This is a genomic window from Gordoniibacillus kamchatkensis, assembly GCF_000829455.1.
GTDB lineage: Bacteria > Bacillota > Bacilli > Paenibacillales > NBRC-103111 > Gordoniibacillus > Gordoniibacillus kamchatkensis.
This window is the reverse complement of sequence record NZ_JXAK01000076.1, coordinates 1-25,805: the sequence shown is the minus strand read 5'-3', so window position 1 is coordinate 25,805 and position 25,805 is coordinate 1. Positions and strand designations below refer to the sequence as shown.

Annotated in this window: 18 protein-coding genes and 2 pseudogenes; 5 read left to right on the top strand and 15 right to left on the bottom strand. The window is 56.0% G+C overall.

From position 1 onward, the window contains the following. From SD70_RS28600 to SD70_RS28560, 9 genes and pseudogenes are all read right to left on the bottom strand, one after another. Positions 1-565 (bottom strand): annotated as a pseudogene (locus tag SD70_RS28600) (molybdopterin-dependent oxidoreductase); the annotation flags it as partial. A gap of 894 nt (positions 566-1,459) precedes the next feature. Beyond that, positions 1,460-2,674, bottom strand: a complete 1,215-nt coding sequence (locus SD70_RS28590; RefSeq protein WP_197081214.1) for an ATP-binding protein — start codon at positions 2,672-2,674, stop codon at positions 1,460-1,462. A gap of 76 nt (positions 2,675-2,750) precedes the next feature. After that, positions 2,751-3,071 carry a LytS/YhcK type 5TM receptor domain-containing protein gene (locus SD70_RS28585; protein ID WP_041051929.1) on the bottom strand — a complete coding sequence of 107 codons (321 nt, stop codon included), beginning with the start codon at positions 3,069-3,071 and terminating at the stop codon, positions 2,751-2,753. A 282-nt stretch (positions 3,072-3,353) separates the two neighbouring features. Beyond that, a pseudogene (locus SD70_RS28580) lies at positions 3,354-4,391 on the bottom strand (MFS transporter); the annotation flags it as partial. A gap of 15 nt (positions 4,392-4,406) precedes the next feature. Further along, positions 4,407-4,835: an MFS transporter gene (locus SD70_RS34175; RefSeq protein WP_197081213.1), complete on the bottom strand. Its 429-nt coding sequence runs from the start codon at positions 4,833-4,835 to the stop codon at positions 4,407-4,409. Between the two features lie 21 nt (positions 4,836-4,856). Continuing rightward, entirely contained in the window at positions 4,857-6,470 is a 1,614-nt protein-coding gene (locus SD70_RS28575; RefSeq protein ID WP_041051927.1) for a lipid II flippase MurJ, read from the bottom strand. A gap of 305 nt (positions 6,471-6,775) precedes the next feature. Then, on the bottom strand, positions 6,776-7,288 hold the full coding sequence (locus SD70_RS28570) for a hypothetical protein (protein ID WP_041051925.1): 513 nt from the start codon (positions 7,286-7,288) through the stop codon (positions 6,776-6,778). Positions 7,289-7,430: 142 nt separating this feature from the next. Beyond that, positions 7,431-8,147, bottom strand: a complete 717-nt coding sequence (locus SD70_RS28565; RefSeq protein WP_052488005.1) for a response regulator transcription factor — start codon at positions 8,145-8,147, stop codon at positions 7,431-7,433. Further along, positions 8,125-9,312 carry a sensor histidine kinase gene (locus SD70_RS28560; protein ID WP_231571637.1) on the bottom strand — a complete coding sequence of 396 codons (1,188 nt, stop codon included), beginning with the start codon at positions 9,310-9,312 and terminating at the stop codon, positions 8,125-8,127. The genes SD70_RS28565 and SD70_RS28560 overlap by 23 nt, the downstream gene beginning before the upstream one ends. Positions 9,313-9,509: 197 nt before the next feature. On the opposite strand from SD70_RS28560, the gene SD70_RS28555 reads away from it, so the two are divergent. Next, the gene (locus SD70_RS28555) at positions 9,510-10,049 is read left to right on the top strand and encodes a CcdC protein domain-containing protein (protein ID WP_041051920.1); all 540 of its coding nucleotides are present in this window, start codon (positions 9,510-9,512) and stop codon (positions 10,047-10,049) included. A 115-nt stretch (positions 10,050-10,164) separates the two neighbouring features. On the opposite strand, the gene SD70_RS34170 is transcribed toward SD70_RS28555, so the two are convergent. Next, the gene (locus tag SD70_RS34170; protein WP_052488003.1) at positions 10,165-10,674 is read right to left on the bottom strand and encodes a MarR family winged helix-turn-helix transcriptional regulator; all 510 of its coding nucleotides are present in this window, start codon (positions 10,672-10,674) and stop codon (positions 10,165-10,167) included. Between the two features lie 109 nt (positions 10,675-10,783). On the opposite strand from SD70_RS34170, the gene SD70_RS28545 reads away from it, so the two are divergent. The 3 genes from SD70_RS28545 to SD70_RS28535 all read left to right on the top strand — a co-directional run bounded on the left by SD70_RS28545 (position 10,784) and on the right by SD70_RS28535 (position 13,587). Further along, positions 10,784-11,227, top strand: a complete 444-nt coding sequence (locus SD70_RS28545) for an ester cyclase (protein WP_041051919.1) — start codon at positions 10,784-10,786, stop codon at positions 11,225-11,227. 66 nt (positions 11,228-11,293) lie between these two features. Next, the gene (locus SD70_RS28540; protein ID WP_041051917.1) at positions 11,294-12,124 is read left to right on the top strand and encodes a class I SAM-dependent methyltransferase; all 831 of its coding nucleotides are present in this window, start codon (positions 11,294-11,296) and stop codon (positions 12,122-12,124) included. Between the two features lie 56 nt (positions 12,125-12,180). Then, positions 12,181-13,587: an MFS transporter gene (locus SD70_RS28535; protein ID WP_041051916.1), complete on the top strand. Its 1,407-nt coding sequence runs from the start codon at positions 12,181-12,183 to the stop codon at positions 13,585-13,587. 452 nt (positions 13,588-14,039) lie between these two features. On the opposite strand, the gene SD70_RS28530 is transcribed toward SD70_RS28535, so the two are convergent. The 5 genes from SD70_RS28530 to SD70_RS28510 form a co-directional block, all read right to left on the bottom strand. Beyond that, positions 14,040-16,397 carry a glycoside hydrolase family 95 protein gene (locus SD70_RS28530; protein ID WP_394298032.1) on the bottom strand — a complete coding sequence of 786 codons (2,358 nt, stop codon included), beginning with the start codon at positions 16,395-16,397 and terminating at the stop codon, positions 14,040-14,042. Between the two features lie 48 nt (positions 16,398-16,445). Then, positions 16,446-18,776 (bottom strand): AraC family transcriptional regulator, encoded by a 2,331-nt coding sequence (locus SD70_RS28525; RefSeq protein ID WP_197081212.1) that lies wholly within the window; start codon positions 18,774-18,776, stop codon positions 16,446-16,448. 134 nt (positions 18,777-18,910) lie between these two features. After that, on the bottom strand, positions 18,911-20,446 hold the full coding sequence (locus tag SD70_RS28520; protein WP_041051912.1) for an extracellular solute-binding protein: 1,536 nt from the start codon (positions 20,444-20,446) through the stop codon (positions 18,911-18,913). Between the two features lie 105 nt (positions 20,447-20,551). Then, on the bottom strand, positions 20,552-21,433 hold the full coding sequence (locus SD70_RS28515; RefSeq protein WP_041051910.1) for a carbohydrate ABC transporter permease: 882 nt from the start codon (positions 21,431-21,433) through the stop codon (positions 20,552-20,554). Further along, positions 21,433-22,428, bottom strand: coding sequence for an ABC transporter permease (locus SD70_RS28510; protein ID WP_052488002.1), 996 nt, complete (start codon positions 22,426-22,428; stop codon positions 21,433-21,435). Before SD70_RS28510 ends, SD70_RS28515 begins: the two co-directional genes overlap by 1 nt. 317 nt (positions 22,429-22,745) lie before the next feature. On the opposite strand from SD70_RS28510, the gene SD70_RS28505 reads away from it, so the two are divergent. Next, entirely contained in the window at positions 22,746-25,664 is a 2,919-nt protein-coding gene (locus SD70_RS28505) for a polysaccharide lyase family 8 super-sandwich domain-containing protein (protein ID WP_231571635.1), read from the top strand. The last annotated feature ends 141 nt before the right edge of the window (positions 25,665-25,805 follow it).

Here is a 25,805-nt window from a genome sequence, read left to right as displayed (position 1 = left end):
GCAGCGGATGCGCGGCGGCGTCCGCCGCTGCAGGCGCGGCTTGCGCAGCAGGCTGCGCCGCGCCGGAGCGCACGACCGCCGGGCCGGCCGCTGCGCGCGAGGCGCGCTTCACCCAGCGGCTGCGCGCGATCGAGTGGTACAGCGCATACGGCGCGCCGACCCATGTAAACAGGTCGTGCCAGAACAGCGCCGCCCCGCTCCACTCCGGAGGAAAACGGCGAAACTGCCACAGCACGAGCCCGGACACGCTCCACCCGATCAGCAGCGTCAGTACGAGCAGCAAATTGTCGCGCTGATACCATTTGCCGCGAATTTGCGCCCAATGCTTGCGCACCATCGGCACGTAAGCCAGGAGCAGGGCAACCGACAATATGCCTAGCCCGATATGAAGCTGTTTCAGCCATACCCGGGCTTCCCCCAGCACTTGCCGCAGAGCCGGTACGTACAAAGCGATGCCGCTCGCCGCCAGAAGCGCTACCGTCCAGGCGTTCCACGCATGCAGCTTGCGCAGCCGTTTGCCAAACGGCTCTTTGAACCAAGCTTTCGGCTCGTACTTGACCTTCATCTTCGCTCCCCCGCTCATCAAGATTCACATGTAAAATAACGCAATAACGCTAAAAACGGTTTGCAAAAATTACCCGGGTAACGTGCGAAGGCGGGTTTTTCCGCTATGCTTCGCCTCCGAAAATTTGGATGCGAGACAATAACGGAACGCAGTTCCGCTATCCCCGCCATTTCCCGTTATTTCCCAAAATTAGCGGAACAGCAATCCGTTATTTACCTCCTAACAAAGTGCAAACACGTAACTGATCCGGTAATTGGGCCACATAGCGGAACGGAAATCCGTTATTTTGCCGGAATCCTCCTCATTTTCGAAAATAGCGGAATGCCGTTCCGTTATGACCTCACGGGGGCGAGAATTTCGGCGAACGCCGCGGTCAAGTATGTTTTGTCATCAGAATGGCCGGCGCATATGGAAGCATCTGCAACCGCTGCAAGTAGCGTGCGCATAGGCAGGTTGCCCAAGAAAGTATGGCTGCACTGCGGATGGGAAATGCGGGTCTCCGGCATCGCCCACACTCGTGTTCCAATGAAGACGGAATTAAGGTAGGAATACGAGTTCAAAGGCGCAACGCTACGCTCTCTGACCCGGCATTTCCGTTCCGCCTTTCTCGGGCAACCTGTAGTATTCGTTTTCGTCACCGGCAATCAGAAACGTCCAACTCATATGGCACCGTCACCTTATTTGTCGATACCATTATATCGTAAGCGGCACCTTTCGATCCTTACGAAAGTATAAAAGAGGTCCATCGGGACGGGCGCAATCCCCCTTCAACGAAGCATGAACGTGCGTAAGCGAAAGCAATTCACGCCGGTCAGAATGCCCAGTTCTAACATGGCAAAAAGGGGCTGCCCTCAGTCATCTGCGATGACTTATGGGAGAGCCCCTTCGCGCGATTCATTTTAACGGCAATACGACCGTAAAAGTCGTCCCCTGCCCCGGCTCGGAACGGACGTCGAGCCGGCCGTTATGCCGGTCGACGATGTTTTTGCAAACGGCGAGCCCGAGTCCCGTGCCTTTCTGCTTCGTTGTGAAGAAGGGCTGGAACAGCCGGTCCATCATTTCGCGCGGCATGCCGCAGCCGGTGTCGGACACGCGCAAATATACCGCTGTTTCATCCGCCTCCGTCCGCAGCGTCAGCGTCCCGCCGCGGTCCATCGCCTCGAACGCGTTGTGCGTCAAATTCAGCAGCAGCTGCTTCATTTCCTTGCGGTCGAGCGAAAGCTCCGGCAGCTGCTCCGGCAGCCCGAGCTTAATTTCTATGCCGTTCATGTTCGCCTCCGCCCATAGCAGCGGCAGCGATTCTTCGACGAGCGCGTTCAGGTTGAGCGGCTCCTTATGCACGACGCGGTTGCGCGATAACGACAAGAAGTCTTCGATAATCCCGTTGACGCGGTCGAGTTCTTCCAAAATAATCGGATAATAGCCGTGATGGGAATGGTCCGAATCGCGGTCTCTTTCGCTCATGAGCTGAACGAAGCCGCGTATCGACGTCATCGGATTGCGGATTTCGTGCGCTACGCTGGCGGCCATTTGGCCGACGAGGCTGAGCCGGTCGAGACCGTCGATTTTTTCCCGCAGCTCCCGCACTTCGGTAATGTCGCGGCTAATGGAAATGGCGCCCTCGATATCGCCCGTTGCCGGACTCCGCAGCGGATACGCATTGATGAGCAGGCAATGCTCGGGATAGTCGACCACGGCGTTGCGCGTCTCCTCCCCCGCCAGCGCCCGGAAAAGCATGGTCTGTCGATAATCGACCCCGTACAAGTCTGTGACGACGCGAAAATGCCGGCCGACGACCGGGATATCCGCAACAAGCGGGTATTCGTGCAAAAACGCCCGGTTTACCGACGTAATAATCCCGTCCCGATTCACGGTAACGATCGACGAAGGCATGGAATCCGATAATTGCCGCAGCGAAAACAGCAGCATATGCTTGTCGATGATGCTTTCGATCATAAAAACGACAGCGCTCCCGGCAACTAGACTGAATACGAAGAACAGAGCGAAGACCGGCACCGCCTCGTTCAACGGAGCATTGGGCTGCGCCATAACCTGAAGCGCGATACGAACGGTCGATACGATAATGAAGACGAATAGAAACAGGGACATCGTCAACATTTTGCTGTGCAGATTGGCTTGACGATATTTACGGGCATAGAGGAGGGCGAACGGTATCAGGGCGAGGTTAGGCAGCAAAAAAAGCGATATAACTGTCGCCGCCTAGCAGCGCATAACGCAAAGCGAAGTATGCGGCCGACAGCAGCAAGCCGCCGCGCCAGCCTCCGTACAGCAGGCCGATGAGTAACGGGATAAGGCGCATATCGAGCACGAAAAATTCCCTGTAACGCACCCCGAAATAGATGCAGCATGCGATCGATAACAAGCAGGCCGCAAAAATAGACGCATACGTCCGGTTCGTCTCTTTCCCGTCCCGGTATCCGACATAAAACGCGATGACCGGGAACATCGTAAAAAATATTTGCAGCAGCACCTCTTTAAGCAGCATGAGCACCGGCATCACCTCGGTTACGGAACGAATTTGGCGAACGTTCGGAAAGTAGGAAGGGACTTCTCAGTGAGAAGCCCCCTTGTTTGCGATTCGACAAAATCCGCTTTTTTTACCCATAACCTTAGCATACCGACGCCGATTATACAACACTTTTTTGCGGCGCCGGATGCTGTCGAACAGCTATGCATCCTAGCTTCTCGGCGCGCTGTAAGCATCGCCTTGCGGGTGCAGCACGCACAAAGTTCGGCGGATGCCGTGGGGATACGTATCCCCCGCCGATTACCCTTCTGCCGTAACCGATTCCTTGCTCCCGAGAGCATGGACGGATGACATCTCCGTCTGGGCAGTTGTCGCTTTCCGTACGACCGAGAAGATGAGCACGCCGGCTGCGGCTATGACGATGCTCAAGATCAAAAACATGTTTTCCCCGCCGAGCGCCCCGAACACCGCGCCGCCCAGCACCGGCCCGACCGCCCGCGACAGCTGCCAGTTCATGCCGAATACGGAAAAATACCAGCCGCGCTTGTCTGCCGGAGCAATCGCCGACACTACCTTCTGGACGTGCGGTCCGTACAGCATTTCGCCGATCGTAAACAGCAGCTCGGTTGCCAGCAGCAGCCACAGCCAAGGCGCGAAGCCGTAGCCGAGGGCGACGAGCGCGTACATGCCGAACGCAGCGCCCATGACGGCGTAAGAAGGCAGCGACTCGCTCTTCCCGGCGATCCACATTTGCAGCACGATGACGACAAATCCGTTGAACGTCAGCATCGTCGCGAACACCGACTGGTAATCGGCAAAGCGGTTTTGCAAATGGAGCGGCAGCGTCGTTTCCACTTGAGCGTACAAAAAATTCATCATCAGCGAGCAGAACGTGATCAAATACAGCGTTTTATGCTCGGACCAGCCCAATTTTTGCAGCCGCGAGCTTTTTGCCGCAGCCGCCGCCCGAGTGCGCTGCGTCTGTGCGCCGGCTTCGTTTTCCAACGCCGCGCCGCTTCCGCCGCGCTCTGCCGCGGCCGGCTTGCCCGCTCCGGCATGAGCCGGTTCGTCCGCTGTCCGCGCAGGCCTTGTCTCCGGCACCTTCCACCAAACCAGTACGCTATACAGAACCGTCGACAGGGAGCAAATCAGGAACACGACCGACGGCTTCCATGCGAACATGACAAGTCCGAGCAAGGGGCCGGCGGCAGCGCCGATATTGAGCGCCGTATGGAGCAGCGCAAACACTTTCGCCCGACGCTCGGGCGGTACGACGTCGGCCACCTGCGCATTCGCCGCAGGCATGAACATCGCGTTGCCCAGCCCCATGCACGATGCGGCGAGCGCGAATTGTCAAATTTCGGACGACAGCATGTAGCCCAGCATGCAGACCGCCTGTATCCAGAGCGATATGAGCATGATCGGCTTGCGGCCGTAGCGGTCGCTTAGCGTGCCGCCGTACAGGTTGACGAGCATGCCGCACAGCGGCGGCAGACCGACGATGAGCATCGGCAAGAGCACCGAGCCTTCCATCCTGTCGTGCAAATAAAGCACCAAATAAGGTCTCATCATAAAATTCGTAATGCTTGTCAGCGCCGTTCCCAGCACGCGAATCCAAATCGCCGTATCATAAGCGCGCAGCGACTGCCTCCATCTTTCCCTCCAAACCCCCAGCATCGTTATCTCTCCTCCGGCACCCCGTCTTTGTCTGTTCTGTTCTTGTTCCCATTTTACCTTCCGGCGGCAAAAGAAAAAGGCAAAACCTGAGTTCCGAGATTTCACCTTTTTCCGAATGGTTGACGGCTAGTCCGATTTGCGGCCAAGCAGTTTGAATTTCACGAGGCAGACGGCATAAACGCCACCGACAAAAATTATAGCGGCTCCGACAAACCCGATACGGGCGAAGTCATGCAACAAACCTCCGGCTTGGCGCAGCCATTCCAAGCGGCTGGTTGCCATCGAAATCACGATTAGCATTACGAGCGGGAGGAAGTTGGCCGCCGCGACTGCAGCTAAAGCCCGGACAGCAGTCCGTCTGTTATAATTCAGCTCCCGCGCCAGCAGCGCCAGCAACATGGCGGCGTTCGCCGCCGAACCGAGAGCCGCTCCGTATCCGAGTCCGGCAGCTCCGAGCCTCGCTGCGAACGCATAGTCCGCCGCGATATTTATCGCAGCCGACAGCACGGACACGGCAAGCGGCAAGCCGACGCGCCCCGCCGCCAGGAAATAACGCAGGCCGACGGCGGACAGCGCCAGCGGTGCAATAGTGAGGGCGTAGCCGGCGAGCAAATCCGAAGTGATCTTGACCGAATCGGCGGTAAAAGCGCCGCGCTGGAACAAAGCGGCGACGATCGGCTCGCGCAGCAAGAAAAACAGCAGCGTCGTCGGCACCGCGACGATCAAAATGTCGGTAAAGGCGCGGCCCAGTTTTCTTTGCAGCCGATCCGCCCGGCCAATGGCGAGATCCTGCGATAGCGACGGCAATACGACAGCCGATATGGCGGCTACGAATACCAAAATCGGAAACTGAGCGAGCCGGAACGCATAGTTCAATCCGGCCACCGTACCTTCTTCGAATCGGGACGCCAGCATCCGTTCGACGACGTAGACCGATTGCATGGTGCATAAAATTAACATAAAGGGAACGAACACTTTGCCGATTTCCCTCAGCCCTGCCGACAAAGCTGGCGCTTCCGTCTCCGCCGTGCGGGTGCAGCGGCGCATCACGCCGCTGCGCAGAGCTCCCGCCCAAGTAAACGCCGCCATGACCACGCTGCCCGCCAGCATGGCAGAAGCGACGACCGAAGCCGCCGTATCTTTTGCAGCGGACACCGCCAAGCACAATCCCAGCGCGGCAATAACGGTTGTATGCGGGATGAGCGGCACCGCTGCCGGCAATGTAAAGCGGCGAATGGCTTGCAGCAGGGCGGAACCGATCATGATGGCCGGATACGGCACAATTAGCGGCAGCAGCACACGCAGCAGCTCCAGCACGCGGCGGCCCAGCTCGCTATTCCCGCTTCCCGCAAGCATGGCCGCAACGTTACCGCTCTCCATGTATAAGACTGCGGTAAGGGCGACGGCCAGCATGCTGAAAACGGCGAGCGAGACGATCGTGCTGCGCCTGAGCGCAGGCCAGTCTTGAGCGGATGCGTAACGGGCGAAGACGGGCACGCAAGCGACGCCAACCGCTGCGGCAAGCACGCTGTTACCGATCGTATCGGGCACGAAGTAGGCCAGCGTCAGCGCGTCGGCTTGAAACGAAGTGCCGAAATACGAAGCCGTCAGCAAGTCTTTGCCGAAAGCGAGCACCGCCACGCAACCGTTCAGCAGCGTGACGGCGCCGACGTCTCCGAGCCAAAAACGCCGTGCGCGGGCTTGCCCAAGCCAGGCGCGGAGCCGCCCTTTTACGAACATATCGTTTCTTCTCCATTCTTTCCGGGTTAAAATGACAACTCTATCATATTACCACTAGCCGTCAAATTGCGCGATCCTCCGCTCGACTCGATCCCAAACGGCAAGCGGCCATTCCGCCGCCGACTCGGATCATCGCGGAACGTTGTCAAAAAAAAGAAGCCCGGAGGGGACGTGCCTTCGGGTCTTTTTGCGGCGTAAAGCGAAGCAGGTTGGATAAAATATAGAAAAAATGGCGGCCGGCCCGGTTCAAATTGACCTGCGCCGGGTGCGTAATGTGTCCGTTAAGCGGCGTCTACGCTTCATGTTCAGCGCTGTCTTCGCCTACGTCTACTGGCCCGTTCTTCGGCCAAAGCCCCTCCTATTTCCGGATGCTTCATGTACAGAATAATGCTGCGGGTACCGAAGGTTGCGGCGACTCCTGCCCATAAAATCCACTCAAAACTTTGATAGGAAGTGAACATGCCGAATCCTTGGAAAAACAAGCCGATGATGAAACGGAAGAACATCAGTACGACCCAAGCAATGAGTGAAACGAATCCCCCACACATGTAAAGTTGATTGCTTTTGTAATATACACGAGTAAACGCGGCTTGAATAGCTCCGGCCATCACCGCCGCAACGACGATAAGCAGACATTCGACGATCTGTCCGATTGGAATGGTCGGTCTCGGCAAGGAACGATACGATTCGTAACCCGCAATCGCCGGAAGAATCACAAACGGCAGCAGCCGTATTCGTTGAGGCATAACTTGGCGTATGATGGCAATGATCACCGCACCTATGATGATCAGCGTAATGATGACCCCATTCGTGTTCATTTCTTCAACATCCCCCTTCTGACATACAAGGCGTTTCCTTCTGTTCTATGACAGAGTATACAGGGGATCCGTGGCGCTTGCGTCTGCCCTGGGGATGAATTTCTGACGAGAGAGCTCTATCCGGAGATAGACCCGTAATACTTTACTTGACGATTCCCTGTCTTAACGCAAACACGACTGCTTGGGTGCGGTCTTCAACGCCCAGCTTTTGATAGATGTGGTGGACATGGGTCTTGACCGTGCCTTGCGAGACTTGAAGAATATCCGCAATTTCCGAATTTCTTCTCCCATAAGCCATTTGTTGCAGCACTTCAATTTCTCGTTCCGTTAAGGGCTCGCGAAGTTCCAAACGATTCTCATATTGTTCTTCGGCGACTATTTCTCGTTCCATCATTTGTGCAAGCACCTTGCTGGCCGTTGCGGTTCGATAGAGGGCCTGACCTTGGCGAATCCAACGAATGCCGTTGAGGAGTTCCTTGGTATCTGTGTCCTTTAACAAATATCCCGCCGCCCCAGCACGGATTCCGTCAAAAACGTATTCCTGAACATCGAAAGTGGTCAATAACACGATTTTGACATTTGGCACAGTTTTCAAAATATTGCGAGTAGCCTCGATGCCCGTGCGATTTGGCATCTGTATATCCATCAGGACTACATCGGGCATGGAACTTATCGCGATCTTTACGACGGATTCACCATCCCCCGCTTCGCCGACCACTTCCATGTCGGGCTGGGATTCGATAATGTATCGCAATCCTTGGCGGACGACCGGTTGATCGTCCGCAATCACAATTCGAATTCTATCATTAGTATCCACAGATGTACCCCTCCGTACATTAGTCGATTTTTCCTGTATCATCGATCCCGCCACTCTCAATTGGTACGATTGGGAGCGCTACTTCAATACGGAGACCATGCGGTTTTTCCGAAGAAAACGAGCAAGTGCCACCATGCAAACGACAGCGTTCTAGAATTCCCTTTAGTCCAAAACCTGGTATCAACGGCGTATGATCTGTATATTGGCCATTATCAGAGACCGTCATAACAATTCGCTCATCTGCTTCTTTGAGACGAATGAGAACCGATGTCGCATTCGAGTGACGCAAAACATTGGTTAATGATTCCTGCAATACCCGATATAGAACGATCCCGGTTTCAACGGGCCATTCCGAGACCTCTGAATCCAGAACGAATTCACATGCTACCGATGAGCGTCCTCGTATTTTCGATACTAGTCCCTTTAATGCAATAAGTCCGAGACCCGTATCATCATCCGACCACTCCCTCACCGCCATGCGTACCTCAGCCATTGCCTGCCGGGATATATCCAGCAATTGCGAAACGTTTTGCGATGCTTTCTCCGGGTTTTGCGGAAGCATGATTTCGAGCGCTTGCAACTGAACTATGAGAGAAGTCAGTTCGTGGCCGAGTCCGTCGTGAATTTCACGTGCGAGTCTCGTTCGCTCCTCGAGTGCCGCATACCTCATAGAATGGACGGTTGCTTCTTGAAGTTCGGCGTATGTTTCTTGCAATTTCTTATGTGCTTCGTTCAGTTCCTCTAAATGGAGCTGGCTAATACGGTAAGCGTCTTGACGGATTCTCCGGCTGCGTACTCCAACGAATAACCCTGCGAAGGCAAAAAACAGTTCTATCGGAGAAGAATAAGGGTATGACAGGAAGAGAATAGCAGCTATCGTGACTGTAGCGAGAATGGACGCCAAACGACCGTGTTCCCCGTGTACTGTAGCCAAAATGTATACCAAAGGCCATAGGAGACTTGATTCTGTGACTCCATAAAAGTAGTGAAGGATACCTGCCGCGGCAATCATGAATGTCGAAATGCAGATATATTTGACTGCGTTCCACCACTTCTCCCGAGTCCAGAGCAAGACGGTATATAAAAGGGCGGCTAACAATCCGATGGCTGCCGGTAGTTCATGGATCTCGTATTCTCGAAAGAAAATGAGCAGAACGGCAATTGTTGCGATAACGCGATTGAAACGTCCATTCATGATTTCATCCACAAAAGACAAGCATAGTCACTTCCTTTGAAAATCTGCGTGAAGTTTTCATGATTTTATCAAGACGAGAGTCATTCTGTCCATCTACCCGCAGATATAGATAACTGGGTGTAAAAATCGCCTCATAGCTAGACGCCAACGAACGAAGTGACTTGCTATAGTATAACTTGCAAGCTCAAAACAATGAGGTGATATGGAAAATGATTAATCCGCAGAACTTGAATATCGTTTCCAATTTTATTACGGCGAGCATCATTTTGACCGTACTGATCGAAGTGTGGGAAACTACCCGGCCAATGAAAGTGAACGGCAAAGGATTGCTCCTTTTGCTTGGGGACGCACATTTCTTTGGTGCAGTTCCATGGATCATCTATGTCTTTATTATTCGAAAAGCATCGATAATGGAAATCGTATTACCTGTAGCTATTGGTGCAATATTGGCTGTTCCTTTGATTTTATCGACAAAATTCGTTTTGACCGAAAAGGGTGCACTCAAATTTAAGCGAAATCCGGTTTTGTATCTTTTCCTTCTGGGAATCCCTTTTTTAAGAAAGTATGTCGGTTTTACATGGTTCTTCAATCAAAACCCGGTCTTTATTCCAAATACGCACATTCCCGACGTTGAACTCATGATCGTCATGTATATTACCGTTATTGTAGTCAACATTTACGTTTGGCGCCTTGTGAGTTACCTGAAATTCAGGCGAGTTAAACGAGAGTATTTAAACCTTAATAAATAAATAAAGAGCGGTAGTCCAGGACTTTATTTCTTGTCCAAGACTGCCGCTGCTTCATATATTGGGGTCAGGATAATACATATTTTCCCATGTTTTCGGGTGAACCGGCCCCGCTTATTTATAGGCCAGTATGGCGTCTCCCGCGTAAGCGAGGCCCCTGTTCAACGCTTGGCTCTTCTTGCTCCGTCTCGGAAACGTGGTTTGCTAAATAGGTAAGAGTGGCGATAAAATGATCCATTTCGTTCTGGCCTACAAGTTGGGCCCATTCTTCTTGGAGATGCTGGACTGCTGTCCAAGCTACATGGTAGGCTGACCAACCACGCTCGCTGAACTGGACTAGCGCTGCACGTCCATCATTGGCATCAGGCACTCGTTCTACATATCCCCGCTCCTGCAAATAATCTATCAAATAGGTTACCGAGGCTTTCGTGATGCCGGCACGGTTGGCCAGCTCACTGACGTGGAGACCGTGGGGGACGAGGTTTCTAAAGATGGAAAGGTGGGCAGGGCGGATGTCTTCAAACCCGGCTTGATGGAGAACGGAGAGAATCCGGTTGAGGATGGCCTGCAGGATGGTGTTTATGTGTTGGCCAATCAAGGGATTTTGAGGCTGTTGATTCATGGTCATCGTATTTTCCTCCAAGCACTTGACAATTTAGTTCGATTTTCATACTATTATAACATAAAAAATTAGTTAGAAAATCATACTATATGTTCGAAAAGGACGGTGCTTCGTTATGTCGATTTTGGAAAACAAAGCGATTGTGAGACGTTGGGTGGATGAAGTGCTCAACAAGCAGGATCTGTCGGTGCTGGATCGTTTGGTTATGCCGGATGTAGTCAATCATGCCGTACCCGTTGCCGAGTTGCGTTATGGATTTGAAAATTTCAAACGGGCAATTGGTGCATTGTTTGTGGCGTTTCCCGATCACCGTATGGAAATTGAAGATATGGGGGCGGAGGGAGATAAGGTGTGGTATCGCGGGACAAGGAGCGGAACGCATCTGGGGCCGGGTCCTCTCCCGGGAATCGAACCGTCCGGCAAGTATGTCGCCGTGCAACACATCCATATCTTGCGCTTGGAGAACGGTAAGATCGCGGAACATTGGGCTATCCGCGATGATCTGGGTTTTCTGCGGCAAATCGGTCTTTTTCCCATGCCAGGACAGCGTTCGTCCTAGTTCATGAGTAAACTTTTTTAAGTCTGAAAGCCGGATCTCCACCACCGAAAGGAGTGTTAAGCAGCTATGCGTTATGACCAAGAGGTAAATATGCATTATGGAAAGGCGGACCTGGGTACAACCATCATTGCCGCTTTACAAGCATTAGGCAAAGACCCCGATCATCTTCAGCTTGACGACCTTGAAGCTATAGATCAGCTTCATATTCGCGGGAAAGCAGCGACGCTTGACCTCCTTCGACGCGCTCCCCTCAGAGCGGATATGAACGTTTTGGATGTGGGCGGCGGAATGGGAGGGACTGCCCGATTACTCGCATCGTCGCAGGGATGTCACGTCACCGTTCTCGACCTTACCGCGGAATACTGCCGGGTTGGAGAGATGCTCACGAAACGAACAGGGTTAAGCGATCTCATCTTTTTTCAACACGGCAATGCCCTCGATTTGCCTTTTTCACATGACGCCTTCGACGCTGTCTGGACTCAGCATGCTTCGCTAAATATAGCCGATAAAGCTCGACTCTACCAAGAAATTTTCCGCGTCCTAAAACCGGGGGGGCATTTTGCGTTCTTCGATATTGTGGCCGGCCCGGTGCAGCCCCTTCATTTTCCCGTTCCTTGGGCAACCGATCCAGCCCTGAGCTTTCTTATTATTCCCGAAAATCTTCGCGAATTGCTGGCTAATACGGGCTTTAAAGAGGTGAGTTGGCGGGATTGCAGTGCAGAAGCGCTGGACTGGTTCCGAGCCGGCGTCAACGCGTCACAAGGAAAATCTTCTTCTACGCTTGGTCCCCATCTCCTTTTCGGCCCAGCATTTAATGAGATGTTTCGCAATGTGTTTGCGAACCTCAATGAAGAAAGAATTCTCGTTATTGAAGGAGTGTTCGAGCGAGGAACATAATTTCATCAAAACTGACTTGCCTTAGTAAATTTTTACATGGAGAGAAGTGAGTATTTTTGGCGGAATCCAATGTCAAAACTAACAACAGATGGGTTTTGTTTCTGGCCTCGATTGCATCGTTCATGGTCGCGCTGGACACGTTGGTCGTCTCAACCTCTCTGAGCAGGATCCGGTTGGATCTCGGGGCTTCAATTGAAGGACTGGAATGGACGGTGAACGCCTATAGTTTGTGCTTCGCGGTGTTCTTATTGACAGCTGCGGCTCTCGGTGACCGGTTCGGCCGCCGTCGCTTGTTTGCAGCCGGTATAGGCGTGTTCACGGTTGCATCGGCAGCGTGTGCACTGTCTGAGAGCCTGGGGTGGCTAATCGCATTTCGAGCCGTTCAAGGTATAGGTGCGGCACTGATTATGCCGCTATCCGTAGCCCTCCTGAGCGCGGCATTCCCTCCTGAGCGGAGGGCGAAAGTGCTTGGCGTTTTCAGCGGTGTTACGGGATTGGCTGTGCTGGCGGGTCCTGTTGTGGGAGGAGCAGTCGCCGAAGGGCTTGCATGGCAATGGATCTTCTGGCTCAACGTCCCGATTGGGCTGCTCATTATATTGCCGGTTTGGAGCCGGATTGGAGAGAGCTTCGGAACAAACACCGCCCTAGACATTCGCGGTCTCTTGTTAGCGACAGGCGGGGCGCTCGGGCTAGTGTGGGGGCTTATTCGCAGCAACAGCGCCGGCTGGAACAGCCTGGAAGTGTTATCGACTTTGGCCGTTGGCATCTTATTGACTATTTTGTTTGTGAACTGGGAACTAGGCACACGGGAACCGATGCTGCCAATGCGCTTGTTTCGCTCCCGTGCGTTTTTGATAGGCAATGCCGCTAACTTTTTGCTCAATACCTCGCTGGTGAGCGCTTTGTTCTTTCTAGCACAGTATCTGCAGATCGCTCTGGGATATGGACCGCTGGATGCGGGGCTGAGAATGCTGCCCTGGACCGCGACATTATTTTTCGTCGCGCCGGTAGCGGGCAATTTGGTCAACCGGATCGGGGAGCGTCCGCTTATCGTATTCGGACTCTTATTGCAATCGCTGGGAATGATGTGGATCGGGCTTATCGCGGATCCTGGCACCGCCTACGTTAAATTCATTGCACCGCTTATCGTCGCCGGATTCGGCGTATCCATGGTACAACCTACTTCCATGAGTGCCGTTGTCGGTTCGGTTGCGCCAAGCGAGGTCGGAAAAGCATCCGGCGCATTCAATATGCTGCGGCAGCTCGGCGGCGTATTTGGCATTGCGATCATCGCTACTGTGTTCACCGCAAATGGCAATTATAGCTCTGCCCAGTCCTTTAACGCCGGATTCGCACCTGCAATCAGCATCTCCAGCGCTTTATCAATGGCAGGTGCGCTTGTAGCGATTGGGCTGCCAAGGAGGCGTAAGGTGCCGATCAATCACGAAAGGGAAAAGGCCTAAAAAAAAAAAGCCGCTGGAGGGACCGGTGGCGATCAGGGAAACGTGTGCCGGCCTATGGCGACCGTCTCGAACAGCGCAGATCAAATCCCGGTTCCAGATGTGGCCGGCGGCATGTTTTTCTCCTTTTAAGATCATAGTTGTGTAGCCTGATTATTTGCGAAGTAAAGCTGAGGACCTATTAATTCTTACTCTTCATCTTAATAATTCCCTGTACGCCTCGAGCGCCCGGATTGCCGCCAGCGTGCAGTCGTCGTCCCGCACATCGAACCGGCTGATGTCCATGATCATCGTTTCCAATCCCATCCTTCCGGTTTGCGTCGTTGTTTGCCAATCATTATAAAAAACATGGCAGTCCGAAACATTCCACAAACCTTAGGAATCGATCAGCGATTGTTAAGAAAATAGCAGTGCCAAGCCCCAAGCACATGCCGAGGCTTCGGCGGATTCAACCGTCACGCTCGGCCGGAGGGCCGCACCACATAGCTGCCGCCCGCTTTTGCCGCGAAGCGAAGCGGCTCCGGCTTGCCGCCGGTTGCTGCCGGCGGCTCTTGCCCGCCGTCGCGCGGCACGGCTGAGAAAATGGCTGCGAACGATTCCCGTTCCGGCGATACTGCGAGCGGCTCGGCGCAGCGAATGGCGCAAATGCCGTCGCAACTTGCCCGGAGGCGCGCTTCGACAAGCCGCCCGTCCTGCCATACAATGTCAACTTCGTAGCCGCCTCTTGCCCGCAAGCCCGTTACGCGTCCGTCCGGCCACGCGCTCGGCAGCGCCGGCAGCAGGCGGATTTCCCCGCCGTGCGATTGCAGCAGCATCTCGGCAATGGCGGCCGTCCCGCCGAAGTTGGCGTCGATCTGGAACGGCGGGTGATCGCCGAACAAGTTCGGATGCACGGAACGGCGCAGCAGCGAGAGCAAGTTATCGTATGCCTGACCGCCTTCACCGAGCCGCGCCCAGAAGTTCATGATCCAGGCCCGGCTCCAGCCGGTATGGCCGCCTCCATGCCGCAGCCGCCGCTCCAGCGTCGCCCTTGCTGCCTCGGCCAGCTCCGGCGTGCCGTCCGGCGTAATTTGCTCGCCCGGATGGAGCGCGAACAGATGCGATATATGCCGATGTCCCGGCTCCGGCTCGTCGTAATCGACCGACCATTCCATCAGCTGGCCGTGGCGGCCGATTTCCGGTTTGGGGAGCCGCCGCATCGCCTGCTCCAGCTCCGCGCGGAAATCTTCGTCCGCCCCCAGCAGCCGGCTCGCTTCCAGACAGCCTGCGAACAGCGCATGCAAAATTTGCGAATCCATCGACGGCCCGACGCACAGCCGCCCGATGTTGCCGTTCGGCAGCCGGTAGCTGTTTTCCGGCGACAGGGAAGGCGCCGTCACGAGCCGCCCCTGCTCATCCTCCGTCAAGAAATCGAGGAAAAACTCGGCCGCTTCCTTCATGACCGGGTAAGCCCGCTCAGCCAAAAACGCCGTATCTCCCCCATACCGAAAATGCTCCCAGGCGTGCAGCGCCAGCCAAGCGCCTCCCATCGGCCAAAAGACTGCCGGAATATACGATCCCTGTACGGCGGTATCCGCCCACAAATCAGTCGCGTGATGCGCGACGAAACCGCGGGCGCCGTATACCGTTTTCGCCGTTCGGCGCCCGTTCGTGCGAAGACGTTCCAGCAAATCGAACACAGGCTCGTGGCATTCGGCCAAATTGCACGCTTCCGCCGGCCAATAGTTCATTTGCAAATTAATGTTGAGGTGGTAGTCCGCTTCCCACGGGGGAGTGTGGCTGTCGTTCCAGATGCCCTGCAAGTTCGCCGGAAGGCTGCCGGGCCGGGAGCTCGCCATGAGCAAATACCGGCCGTATTGGAAAAATAGCGCCTCCAGCCCGGTATCCGTCTCTCCCTCCCGCACGCGCTGCAGCCGTTCATCGGTCGGCCGCGGGCACCGCACCTCTGCGTGCGGGTCATGCAGCTCCAATGCGACCCGCCCGAACATGGCCCGATGCTCCTCCGCATGAGCCCGCAGCAAATCGTCATATGGCTTGCATGCGGCGGCGCCCGCCTCCTCCAGACATATGCGGCGCGGGTCCGCATGGCGGAAACTCGTCTGCGCGGCGATGATCAAGGTGACGGCATCGGCCCGTTCCACGGAAATATAGCTGCCGATCGTCTCCGCCTTTCCCCCTTCCACGACCGCCTTCAACGCGGCGCAGTATACGACGCCGTCCGGCCCGCACTGCCCGCTCATGGCCAGCGTATCGTCTCCGAGCCGCTCCAGCGTTCCGTCGAACGGCCTCCGGCTGAGGGCGGCGGCAAACGTCAAACTGCCCGGCGCCGCTGCCGTCAGCCTGACGACGAGCACCTGAGCGGGAACGCTGGCGAACGCTTCCCGCCGATATTCCGTCCCGCCGCAGCGGAACGCGACAGAGGCGACTCCGGTCTCCAGATCGAGCTCGGATGCGTAATCCCCGATTTCGCCGTCCAATCCTTCGAAAATCAGCTGCAAATCGCCCAGCGTCTGATACGGGGCAAAATGCTCCGGCACCGATGTCATCGCGAGCCGGGCAAGCCGTTCCGCCTCCTGCGGCTTTCCTTCGAACAGCAGCCGGCGTATTTCGCCGATATGTGCCGCCGCAGCGGGATTGTCGCGGTTTTTCGGCCCTCCGTACCAGACGGAATCTTCGTTCAGCTGAATCCGTTCTTCCTGGATGCTGCCGAACACCATGCCGCCCAAACGGCCGTTGCCGATCGGCAGCGCCTGTGTCCATACTTTCGCCGGCCGCGAATACCACAGTCTATTTCTCGCGTCGCTCATGCTCATACTTCATTCCCTCCCAAATAGAGTTTCCCGGTTGCGAGACTGCCCGCTTCATCTTGCTTCGCCGCTCCATTCGCGAAACTGTCCGGGCGTCATGCCGGTCACCTTTTTGAACACGCGGATAAAATTTTTGGGCTGGTAACCGACCCGCTCCGCTATGCCGCCGACGGGCAGCTCCGATTCGCGCAGCAGCGCCTTCGCCCGCTCCACGCGGCATGCCGTCAAATATTCGATGAACGATGCGCCGGTCATTTTCTTGAATAGCTTGCTTAAGTAATACGGGCTTAGGCCGCACAGCTCGGCGCATTGGTCAAGCGACAAATCGAGATGATAGTTCGTATCGATAAATTGGACGACTTTGCCGATCAGCCGCTCGTTTTCTTGATTGCGCTTGCCTTGCACGAATTCGACGATCGGAGCGACGATCTTGCCGCGAATGAACGCGTCCAAATCGGCGATCGTGCGGTAGCGGCCGATATCCGCGTAAAGCCCGGTCCGTTCCTCGTCCAGCCGCTCCGCTTGCCGGGCGCCGATCAAATACGCCGTACGAAGCGCCGACGTGAGCAGCTGGCAATAGGACATCCGGATAAGCTCCGGTTTATCGCCGGCTTTGCGCATGTAGGCGGCGAACTCCTGCAGCACCTTATCCGTCTCCTCCGCATCTCCGAGCCGCAGCGCATCGTCAAACCGGGCTTCGATCTCGATCGGATAGCGGTAATCGTCCGCTTCCTCGAGCAGGCTGCCCGTATACGCAATCGACACCCCCGAACCGTACAGGATGCGGGATCGCACGGCGATCGCCGCCTGCCGGTACAATTTCGGCAGTTCCGAAGGAACGCCGCAGTCGCTCAGTCCCGCCGTCACGGGCAGCTTCAAATAGCCTGCCGCAGCTTTCCTGACAGCCTCCGCAAACGCTTTAAAACGCGCCTGCCAGTCGCCGCCATCCGTTTCCGGCTCCGCATCGTCCCAAATCCACACCGCCGCCTGCTCGCTCAGCAAATGAACGGCGATGCCGCTCATCCCGTACTCTTCCATCATGTGCTGGGCGATATTTTTGAGCGTAAAGACGATCAAGCCTTGGTCGTTCGCCGTAAACCGCCCTTCTCCACCCTCCGCCCGGTCGTAAGCGAGCAGGAAGACGGCCCCCTCCCGCCCGGACGGAATGCCGCTCTGCTCCAGCACTCCTCGCAGCTGACTGTCCGAATAATGGGCGAAATGTCCCTGCATCAGCTGCAGAGCGAACATTTCGATGATGAACGGGAGCTGTTCGTTCAACCGGTTTTGCAGCAGCGACGTCGTTTCGCTCAGCTCCGTCCACCGCATCTGGACAAAGCCGATCTCGTCCAGATCGGCGCTTATGGCATCATTGCCCTTGACTTGGGCAAGCAGCCTGGCGATCGGACGATACGCCCGTCTGCTCCCCCAGAGGGCCAGGCATAATCCGAGCAGCAGGAAGCCCGCGACCATGCCCGCCGTAATGAGCGCAATGCCTCTCGACTTGGCGTTCAAAGCCCGAACCGGTATCAAGTCCGCATAGATCCAACCGCTATAGGGCGAAGTAACGGAGGTGGCGAGATAAGGAGTCCGGTTCCAGGTGTAGGTAAACCTCGTTTCCGGGCCGCTTGCGCCTTTCAGAGACGAGTAAAGGCCGCCGGAGGCGACGGCATCCCCCAAATAAGCGACGATATGACCGTCGGCATTCAGGATAAGCATATTTTCCCCGTCGTAGCTCGTGTACCGGGCGATCATTTGCTGGAGAAGCCCGGAGTCAAGATGGAGAACGAGCAGTCCGATCGGCTCTTTCGCATAAAGGGGCACTTTGCTTACGAGCGTGACTCCGTAAGGATCGTTTTCGCTCAGGAACGGAAACGGGGCGTACGTCCACCTGACCGGTTGCTCCGCAGCCATCTGTTCGGCGAGCTGGCTGCGGGTCGCTTCGTCGCTCAGCCGCCTGCCGCCGGTCGACGGGGAAATGAGATATCCGTCCTCCGGGACGTATAGCGTCACATCGCGAATTTCTTTGTTGCTGTTCTGAAGAGCGGACAAATTTTGATATATGCTCGAGTAAAACCCGGCGTAATTGCTGCGCTTCAGCTCCTGTAAATTGGAGCCGAAAAATGAGCCGAGCAGCATCTGGATCACGTTGTTTTCGATGCGCTGCATCATCGTATCGACAGACGAAGCTGCATTATCGAGCAGGCGCCCGTTCGCCTGGTTCACTTCTTTGCGGATGGCGGCCGATGAAAATTCGTAGCTGCCGAAGCCGACCGCCACGATCGGAATGATCGAGGCGAACAAAGAGAAAACAATCATGCCGCGCAGCACCGATTTGCGATGAGGGAACCAGCGCTCCTTGCGAAACAGCGCGAATCTCCTATTCATGGATGCAGTCCTTCCGTCCCCGTATGGAGTAGCTTCCTCCGCATCGTAACCGATTGTTTCCAAAACCTCAATGCCCATTTGTTGCTCCATTTCGCACGAATGCAAAAAAAGGGGGGCATGCGCCCCCCTGCCACTCACTTGCTTGTTTTCTGCTTGTAATTGTCGTTCGTATCCTGCACGTGCTTCTGGAAGCTGGCATCCTGCTGGTACGTCTTCACGAATTTGTCCCAATCGTCGAGCGTGTTTTTGCCGATGACGATGTTCGTAATCATGTCGTACCGCTTCTTGTTCCAATCGGCTCCCTTCTCCTTGTACGCCTCGGTTTGCGGCAAGCCGTAAGTCGGATCCGGAATCGAATTCGGCGTGATCGCGTCGATCAGCTTGTGGTTGTACTCTTTCACGTCGGCCGGAATGCCTACGATTTCCGCGCGCTGGTATTTGTTGTAGTAGCCGGAAAGCCACTGATTCGTATCCGGATAGCCCTGCTTCTTGCCCTCGTCGGTCTGGACGATGCTGCCGTCCGGCTGCACTTTGTAATCCTTGTCCTTGATGCCGTAAGAAATGAGGTTGTACCCTTCCTGCGAAGCGGTGTAATCGTACACCTCCAAAATCTTCTTCAGCTTCTCTTCGCTTACCTTTTTGCTGATGAACATTTGCCCATAGAAGCCGGATGACTGGTTGTAATGCGTCTTGCCGTCGGCCGCCTTCGGCACTTCGTACGCCGTAAACTTCGCTTGCGGATTCGACTTCTGCAAATCGACGGTCCGGTTATAAGCGTCGATGACGTTGACGAAGGCGATTCCGGCTTTGCCCTGCGCGAGCATCTCCGGCACCTGCGTGCTCTTCAGCACCGGGAAGTCCGGCATGATCGTTCCTGCCTTGTACTCCTTGGCGAAATAGGCGATGGCGTCCTTGTATTGCGGCGTCCACCAGTCCGGGATCAGCTTGCCGCCGGCGTCCTTCGTCCAGTTGTTGCCGGTGCCGAACATATAGTACGGCAACGCCGGGTTCGGAGCGCCCATAAATACCGCGCCGTACGTATCGTTTTTGCCGTTTCCGTCGGGATCGTTTTTCGTGAACGCCTCCATCACCTTGGACAGCTCGTCGAGCGTTGTCGGCGCCTTGAGGCCGAGCTTCTCCAGCCAATCCTGGCGAATAATCATCGAGTTTTGGCCGTCGAGCGGACGGACGCGCGGCAGCGACATGATTTTGCCTTTATATTTCACGTTCTCCCAGATGTTCTCCGGATATTTCGCCAGGTTTGGGTAGTTCTTGATATATGGCGTCAAATCCCAGAACGCGCCTTGATCGAGCGCCGTCGCGTACGCCGGCGTATAGCTCAAATCTTCGACGAACATGACGTCGGTCAAATCTTTGGAAGCAAGCAGCGCGTTCAGCTTATCGGTAATATTGTTCGCCGGTATGTAATTTACGTTCAGCTTGACGTTCAATTTTTTGTCGACCTCTTGAAAGCCTGCCAGATCGCTGCTAGGCGAAGCATTGAACGTAATTGTCGTAATCGAAATGTCGACTGGCTTTGCCGCCGCGGCGCCGGGCGAAGCCTGCGAGCCTTGTTTGCCCGTTTCCGCTTTGCCTCCGCACGCGGCCAGCATCGAGATCAGCGCAGCGGACGCAAGCGCCGCCGTGATCGTTTTCCCCATTCGTTTCATCGTGTGACCTCCCGTTTCTTCTAATTTGATTCCTTGCTCCGAAATTCCTCTAATCCCGTCTGGTTAAACCGCGCTCACCTCCTTCGAAAATCGGGCAGCCAGCGCTCATCCTTTGACCGAGCCCACCATCATGCCTTTGACGAAATATTTTTGCAGGAACGGGTATACCGCCACGATCGGCAGCGACGAAACGACGACGGCAGCCATCTTGATCACTTGCGGCGGAATTTTCTGCTCGCTCTCCAGCATGACGGCGGCAGCCGGGTCGGCCACCTGCGTCGAAGCGGCGATAAGCATCATTTGCAGAACGACCTGCATCGGCCGAAGCGAATCGCGATTGATGTAAAGAATGGCGTTGAAATACGTGTTCCAATAAGCAACCGCGAAAAACAGGCCGAACGCCGCGAGCGCCGACACCGATACCGGCAGCATGATCCGGAAGTAAACGCCGATGTCGGAGCAGCCGTCGATTTTCGCCGCTTCCTCCAGCTCGTCCGGTATTTCCTTGTAAAAGTTGACCATCAGCAGGACGTACCAAGCGCTCGTCAGCGCCGGCAAAATAAGCGACCAGATCGTGTCCATAAGCCCCAGGCTGTCGACGAGCAAAAAATTCGGAATCATGCCGGGGTTGAACAGCATGGTGAGCAGAATCGCGACGGAAAAAAACGTCCTCCCTTTTAGCCGTTTGCGGGACAGGCCGTAGGCCAGCGCGCTTGTTACGATCAGGCTGAAGATTGTGCCTGCGATAGCCAGAATCGCGCTGACTCCCATCGAGTGCATGAACATGCTTGTCGACAAAATGTACCGGTACGACGACAGGCTCCAATGCGCCGGAACGATCATGACCGGGTTCGTCAAATATTCCGTCGGATCGGCGAAGGAGACGAGCACGACATAGAGGAACGGCACGAACGTCATAAGCGCCACCGCCGTGAGGAAGCCGTAATTGACCACATGGAAGGCAGTTGCTCCAAACCCGGGTTTCATCAGTACAGCCCCTCCTCTCCGAACTTTTTGGCCAGCCGGTTCGCCGCTACGACGAGCACGAGCCCGACGACGGATTTGAAAATGCCCGCCGCCGTCGCGTAGCCGAACCGTCCGTTCTGGATGCCGAGCCTGTACACGTAAGTATCGAACACGTCCGCGACGCTGGAAACCGGACTGCTCGTCATCAAATAAATGTGCTCGAAGCCGACGTCAAGCACTTGCCCGAGCCGCAAAATGAGCAGGACGATAATCGTGCTCTTGATGCCGGGAAGCGTAACGTTCAACATTTGTTGCCAGCGGTTCGCGCCATCGACTTTCGCGGCTTCGTACAGCTCCTGATTGATACCCGCAAGCGCCGCGAGGAAAATGATCGTTCCCCAGCCCGCTTCCTTCCAGATCGACTGCGCCGTCAGCATCGCCCAGAAATAGCCCGGCTCGGTCAAAAAGGGAACCGGCTTCCCTCCGTGCTGCACAATCAGATTGTTCACGAGTCCGGTGCCTTGGCTCAGCAGCAGGAAGCAGATGCCGACAATGACGACCCATGACAGAAAGTGCGGCAAATAAATGACCGTCTGCACGAACCGCTTGAACATAAGCAGGCGCGCCTCGTTGAGCAGCAGCGCCAAAATAATCGGCACCGGAAAAAAGAACACGATGTTCAGGAAGCTGATCGCCATCGTATTGCGGAACAGAAGGCCGAAATCGGGGCTCGTAAAAAACTCCCGGAAATACTTCAGTCCGACCCAGTCGCTCTCCCAGAACCCCAGGAAGGGCGAATAGTTTTTGAAAGCGAGCAGCAGCCCCCACAGCGGCACATATTTGAAGATGAAGAAGAACAGCAGCCCCGGCAAAATGAGCAAATACAAGTAGCGGTCCCTCTTCAGCGCCTCCGGCCAACCGCCGAGCCGCTTGCCGGCAGTCCTTACGCGGCTTGCTTCCGCGTCCGCCGCGAGAGCTTCGGATCGTTTGAGCGCGGATTGCGTCGATTGCCTCAATCGTAGTCCCCCCTGATGTACCGCAGCCGCACGGTGGTCGCGCTGTCCAATGCGGTGCCCTTGATTGTCATGGGCCCATCTTACGGGATGGGAACGCCTGCCTTCAATGACCAATAATTGCGGAGGCGGCGGCCGCGGCAAAAAATGAGCCGGGGTGTAGCTGCTGCATGGACAAATCCGGCGAAATTGCCGCGATTCGCGAATGCGCAAGGAACGTTTTTTGTCATTCGCCGAGCGCAATAATTGTTCCTTGAGCCGGACGGCTGCCTCCGTTACGATCGGGTTGTAAGGCGGAAAGAAAACGGTAACAAGGAGGAATGATGATGATGTTGAAAGTGAGGAAGGGAGGAAGACGAATGCCGGCGCTGCTCGCCGGGCTGCTTTGCTGGGCGCTGCTGATGGCGGGCTTGGCGGCGCCGGCGCGGGCTGCAGACGAGTACGACGGGCTTCGGGCCAAGTGGCTGCAGCTGCTGACGGGCGGAACTTACAGCACGAGCGACCCTGATGTGGCGGCGCAAATCGGCGTCATCACGGATACGGCGAACGGTTACTGGACGTCGATGGATACATCGGCCGGCCGCACGGCGCTCTGGAGCGATTTGAACGACTGGACAAAATCGGCGACGATCACCAGCTCGTACAACCGGCTTAAAAGCATGGCCATCGCTTACGGCACGACGGGTTCGTCGCTGTATGGCAACGCAGGGCTCGCGGCCGATATTGTAAGCGGGCTCGATTGGATGTATACGAACAAGTACAATGCCGGCCAAAGCGAAACGGACAACTGGTGGGATTGGGAAATCGGCACCCCGCAGGCGCTGAACGACACGACCGTGCTTATGTACGACCAGCTAAGCTCGACGCAGCTTTCGAATTACTTCAGCGCGATCGATCATTTCGTCCCCGATCCGACCAAACGGACGAACAGCAGCAGCGTAACGGAAACGGGCGCCAATCGGGCGGACAAAGCGCAGGTCGTCATCGTGCGCGGCATCGTCGGCAAATCTTCCGCGAAAATAGCCCAAGGCCGCGACGCGCTCAGCCAAATTTTCCTGTACGTGACGAGCGGGGATGGATTTTATACGGACGGCTCTTTTATTCAGCATACTTATTATGCGTATACCGGGAGCTACGGCGCCGTGCTGCTCGGCGACATGGCGAGGCTGTTGTATGTACTGCAAGGCTCGACGTGGGCCGTAACCGATCCGAACTTGGGCAACGTATACAAGTGGGTGACGGACTCGTTCCAGCCGCTCGAGTACAAGGGTGCGATGATGGACATGGTGCGGGGGCGGGCGATTTCGCGCGAGTCGTCGCAGGACCATCAGGCGGGCCGCGGCATCGTAGCGTCCATCGAGCGGCTCGCCTTGTCGGCACCGGCGGACAAAGCCGCGTTGTTCAAGAGCATGGTCAAAGCTTGGGTACAGCAGGATACGACGTTCCCCGGCGGGTATTACGCGAACATGGGCATTTTCGACATCGTGCAGCTGAAGGCCATCGTTGGCGACAGCTCCGTATCGCCGGCTCCCGAGCTTGTGAAAAGCTTCGTGTTTGCCGGGATGGACCGAGCCGTCCACCTGAGGCCGGGCTTCGGCTTCGGGCTTAGCCTGTCGTCAAGCCGCATCGCGCGATACGAGTCCATCAACGGGGAAAATTTGCATGGCTGGCATACCGGCGACGGCATGACCTACCTGTATAATGGCGACTTACCCCAGTACGGGCAAGATTATTGGGCGACCGTCAACCCGTATCGGCTGCCGGGGACGACAGTCGATCCCGTGTCGCTTACGAACGCGCTAGGGCAAGGTTCGCGCTCCTCGTACAATTGGGTCGGCGGCGCGACGGACGGGACGTACAGCGCAGTCGGCATGCAGTTCGGCGCGATCGGCACCGATCTTACCGGCAAAAAGTCGTGGTTCCTGTTAGCCGATAAGCTCGTCGCGCTCGGCGCCGGCATTACCAGCGCATCCGGCCGCCCGATCGAGACGATCGTCGACAACCGGAAGCTCGGCGGGAGCGGCAGCAATGCGCTCACCGTCAATGGGACAGCTAAGCCGACTTCTAGCGGCTGGTCGGAAACGATGACCGGCGTATCGTGGGCTCAGCTCGCAGGAAGCGCAGCGGGCTCCGATATCGGGTATTATTTCCCTGGCGGAGCGACCGTGAGCGGATTAAGGGAGGCTCGCTCCGGGAAATGGAGCGACATCAATACCGGCGGAACCACGGACAGCCGGACGAACAGCTTCCTTAGTCTGGCCGTCCCGCATGGAACTAGCCCGGCGAACGCATCTTATGCTTATGCGGTGCTGCCGAATAAATCGGCAAGCGCAATGGCCTCCTACGCCGCCAATCCGGACATCGTCGTGTTGGAAAACGGGACGGACGCTCAGGCCGTTAAGGATATGTCGGTTGGTGTCGTCGGAATCAACTTCTGGAACGATATCACGAAGACGGTTAACGATGGCGGCGCTCCTTATGCGACGAGCGACAAGAAAGCGTCAGTGCTGACGCAAGAAACGTCAGGCACGCTGGAAATCGCCGTCGCCGATCCGACACAGGCGAATACGGGGCTCATCAACGTCGAGATCAACCGCAGCGCGGCCGGCATCATCTCGCTCGATCCTGGCGTCACCGTGACGCAGCTTAGCCCTACCGTCAAAGTGTCGGTGAACGTTAAAAGTGCCAAAGGCAAATCGTTTGTGGCGAAGCTGAGCCTGACCGGGTCCGGCAGTACCGGAACTGCGATAAGTCCCGCGGCGGACGCTTACGTACGGGACGGCTCATATGCCGGAATCAACTACGGTTCGGACCCTTCGCTTACTGTCAAGCTGGACGGCACCGGCTATAACCGTAACTCGTTCGTGAAGTTCGACCTGTCCGCGTACTCGTCGCCGGTCAGCGCCGCGCGGGTGACGCTCGTGCCGGCCTCCGTCGGGATGGCGGGGATCGTCAATCAAGCTTATGTAGGGGCAAGCGACTCCTGGACGGAGACCGGGATCACCTGGAACAACCAGCCCGCCGCCGGCGCTATGCTTGCCGGGTGGGTCGTGCAGGACCCCGGAGATGCGGTGAGCTTCGACGTCACAGATGCCGTCAATACAGCGATCACCGGCGATAAGCTGCTCACGCTGCGGGTTACGTCACCGACAAATCCGGGCTCGAACGGCTGGGTGAACTACGCGTCAAAGGAATACGGAACGGCATCCTATCGGCCGCAGCTTCTGCTAATTCCGTGACAATAGAAAACCGGGAACCGCCCGTGTCGGCGATTCCCGGTTTCTACTTAAGCAAACAAAAATCAAGGGTCCCAGCCTTCGGACTGGAACCCTTGATTTGCGATGCGGTCGAGAGGACGTACGAACCTCCAACCGGCCGTG

Bases quoted from the DNA above. Each gene is read 5' to 3' on its own strand.
- SD70_RS28590 (WP_197081214.1), bottom strand. From the start codon at position 2,674: ATGTCCCTGTTTCTATTCGTCTTCATTATCGTATCGACCGTTCGTATC.
- SD70_RS28585 (WP_041051929.1), bottom strand. From the start codon at position 3,071: ATGCTGCTTAAAGAGGTGCTGCTGCAAATATTTTTTACGATGTTCCCG.
- SD70_RS28575 (WP_041051927.1), bottom strand. From the start codon at position 6,470: ATGTTCGTAAAAGGGCGGCTCCGCGCCTGGCTTGGGCAAGCCCGCGCA.
- SD70_RS28570 (WP_041051925.1), bottom strand. From the start codon at position 7,288: ATGAACACGAATGGGGTCATCATTACGCTGATCATCATAGGTGCGGTG.
- SD70_RS28565 (WP_052488005.1), bottom strand. From the start codon at position 8,147: ATGATACAGGAAAAATCGACTAATGTACGGAGGGGTACATCTGTGGAT.
- SD70_RS28555 (WP_041051920.1), top strand. From the start codon at position 9,510: ATGATTAATCCGCAGAACTTGAATATCGTTTCCAATTTTATTACGGCG.
- SD70_RS34170 (WP_052488003.1), bottom strand. From the start codon at position 10,674: ATGACCATGAATCAACAGCCTCAAAATCCCTTGATTGGCCAACACATA.
- SD70_RS28545 (WP_041051919.1), top strand. From the start codon at position 10,784: ATGTCGATTTTGGAAAACAAAGCGATTGTGAGACGTTGGGTGGATGAA.
- SD70_RS28540 (WP_041051917.1), top strand. From the start codon at position 11,294: ATGCGTTATGACCAAGAGGTAAATATGCATTATGGAAAGGCGGACCTG.
- SD70_RS28530 (WP_394298032.1), bottom strand. From the start codon at position 16,397: ATGAGCATGAGCGACGCGAGAAATAGACTGTGGTATTCGCGGCCGGCG.
- SD70_RS28525 (WP_197081212.1), bottom strand. From the start codon at position 18,776: ATGAATAGGAGATTCGCGCTGTTTCGCAAGGAGCGCTGGTTCCCTCAT.
- SD70_RS28520 (WP_041051912.1), bottom strand. From the start codon at position 20,446: ATGAAACGAATGGGGAAAACGATCACGGCGGCGCTTGCGTCCGCTGCG.
- SD70_RS28515 (WP_041051910.1), bottom strand. From the start codon at position 21,433: ATGAAACCCGGGTTTGGAGCAACTGCCTTCCATGTGGTCAATTACGGC.
- SD70_RS28505 (WP_231571635.1), top strand. From the start codon at position 22,746: ATGATGATGATGTTGAAAGTGAGGAAGGGAGGAAGACGAATGCCGGCG.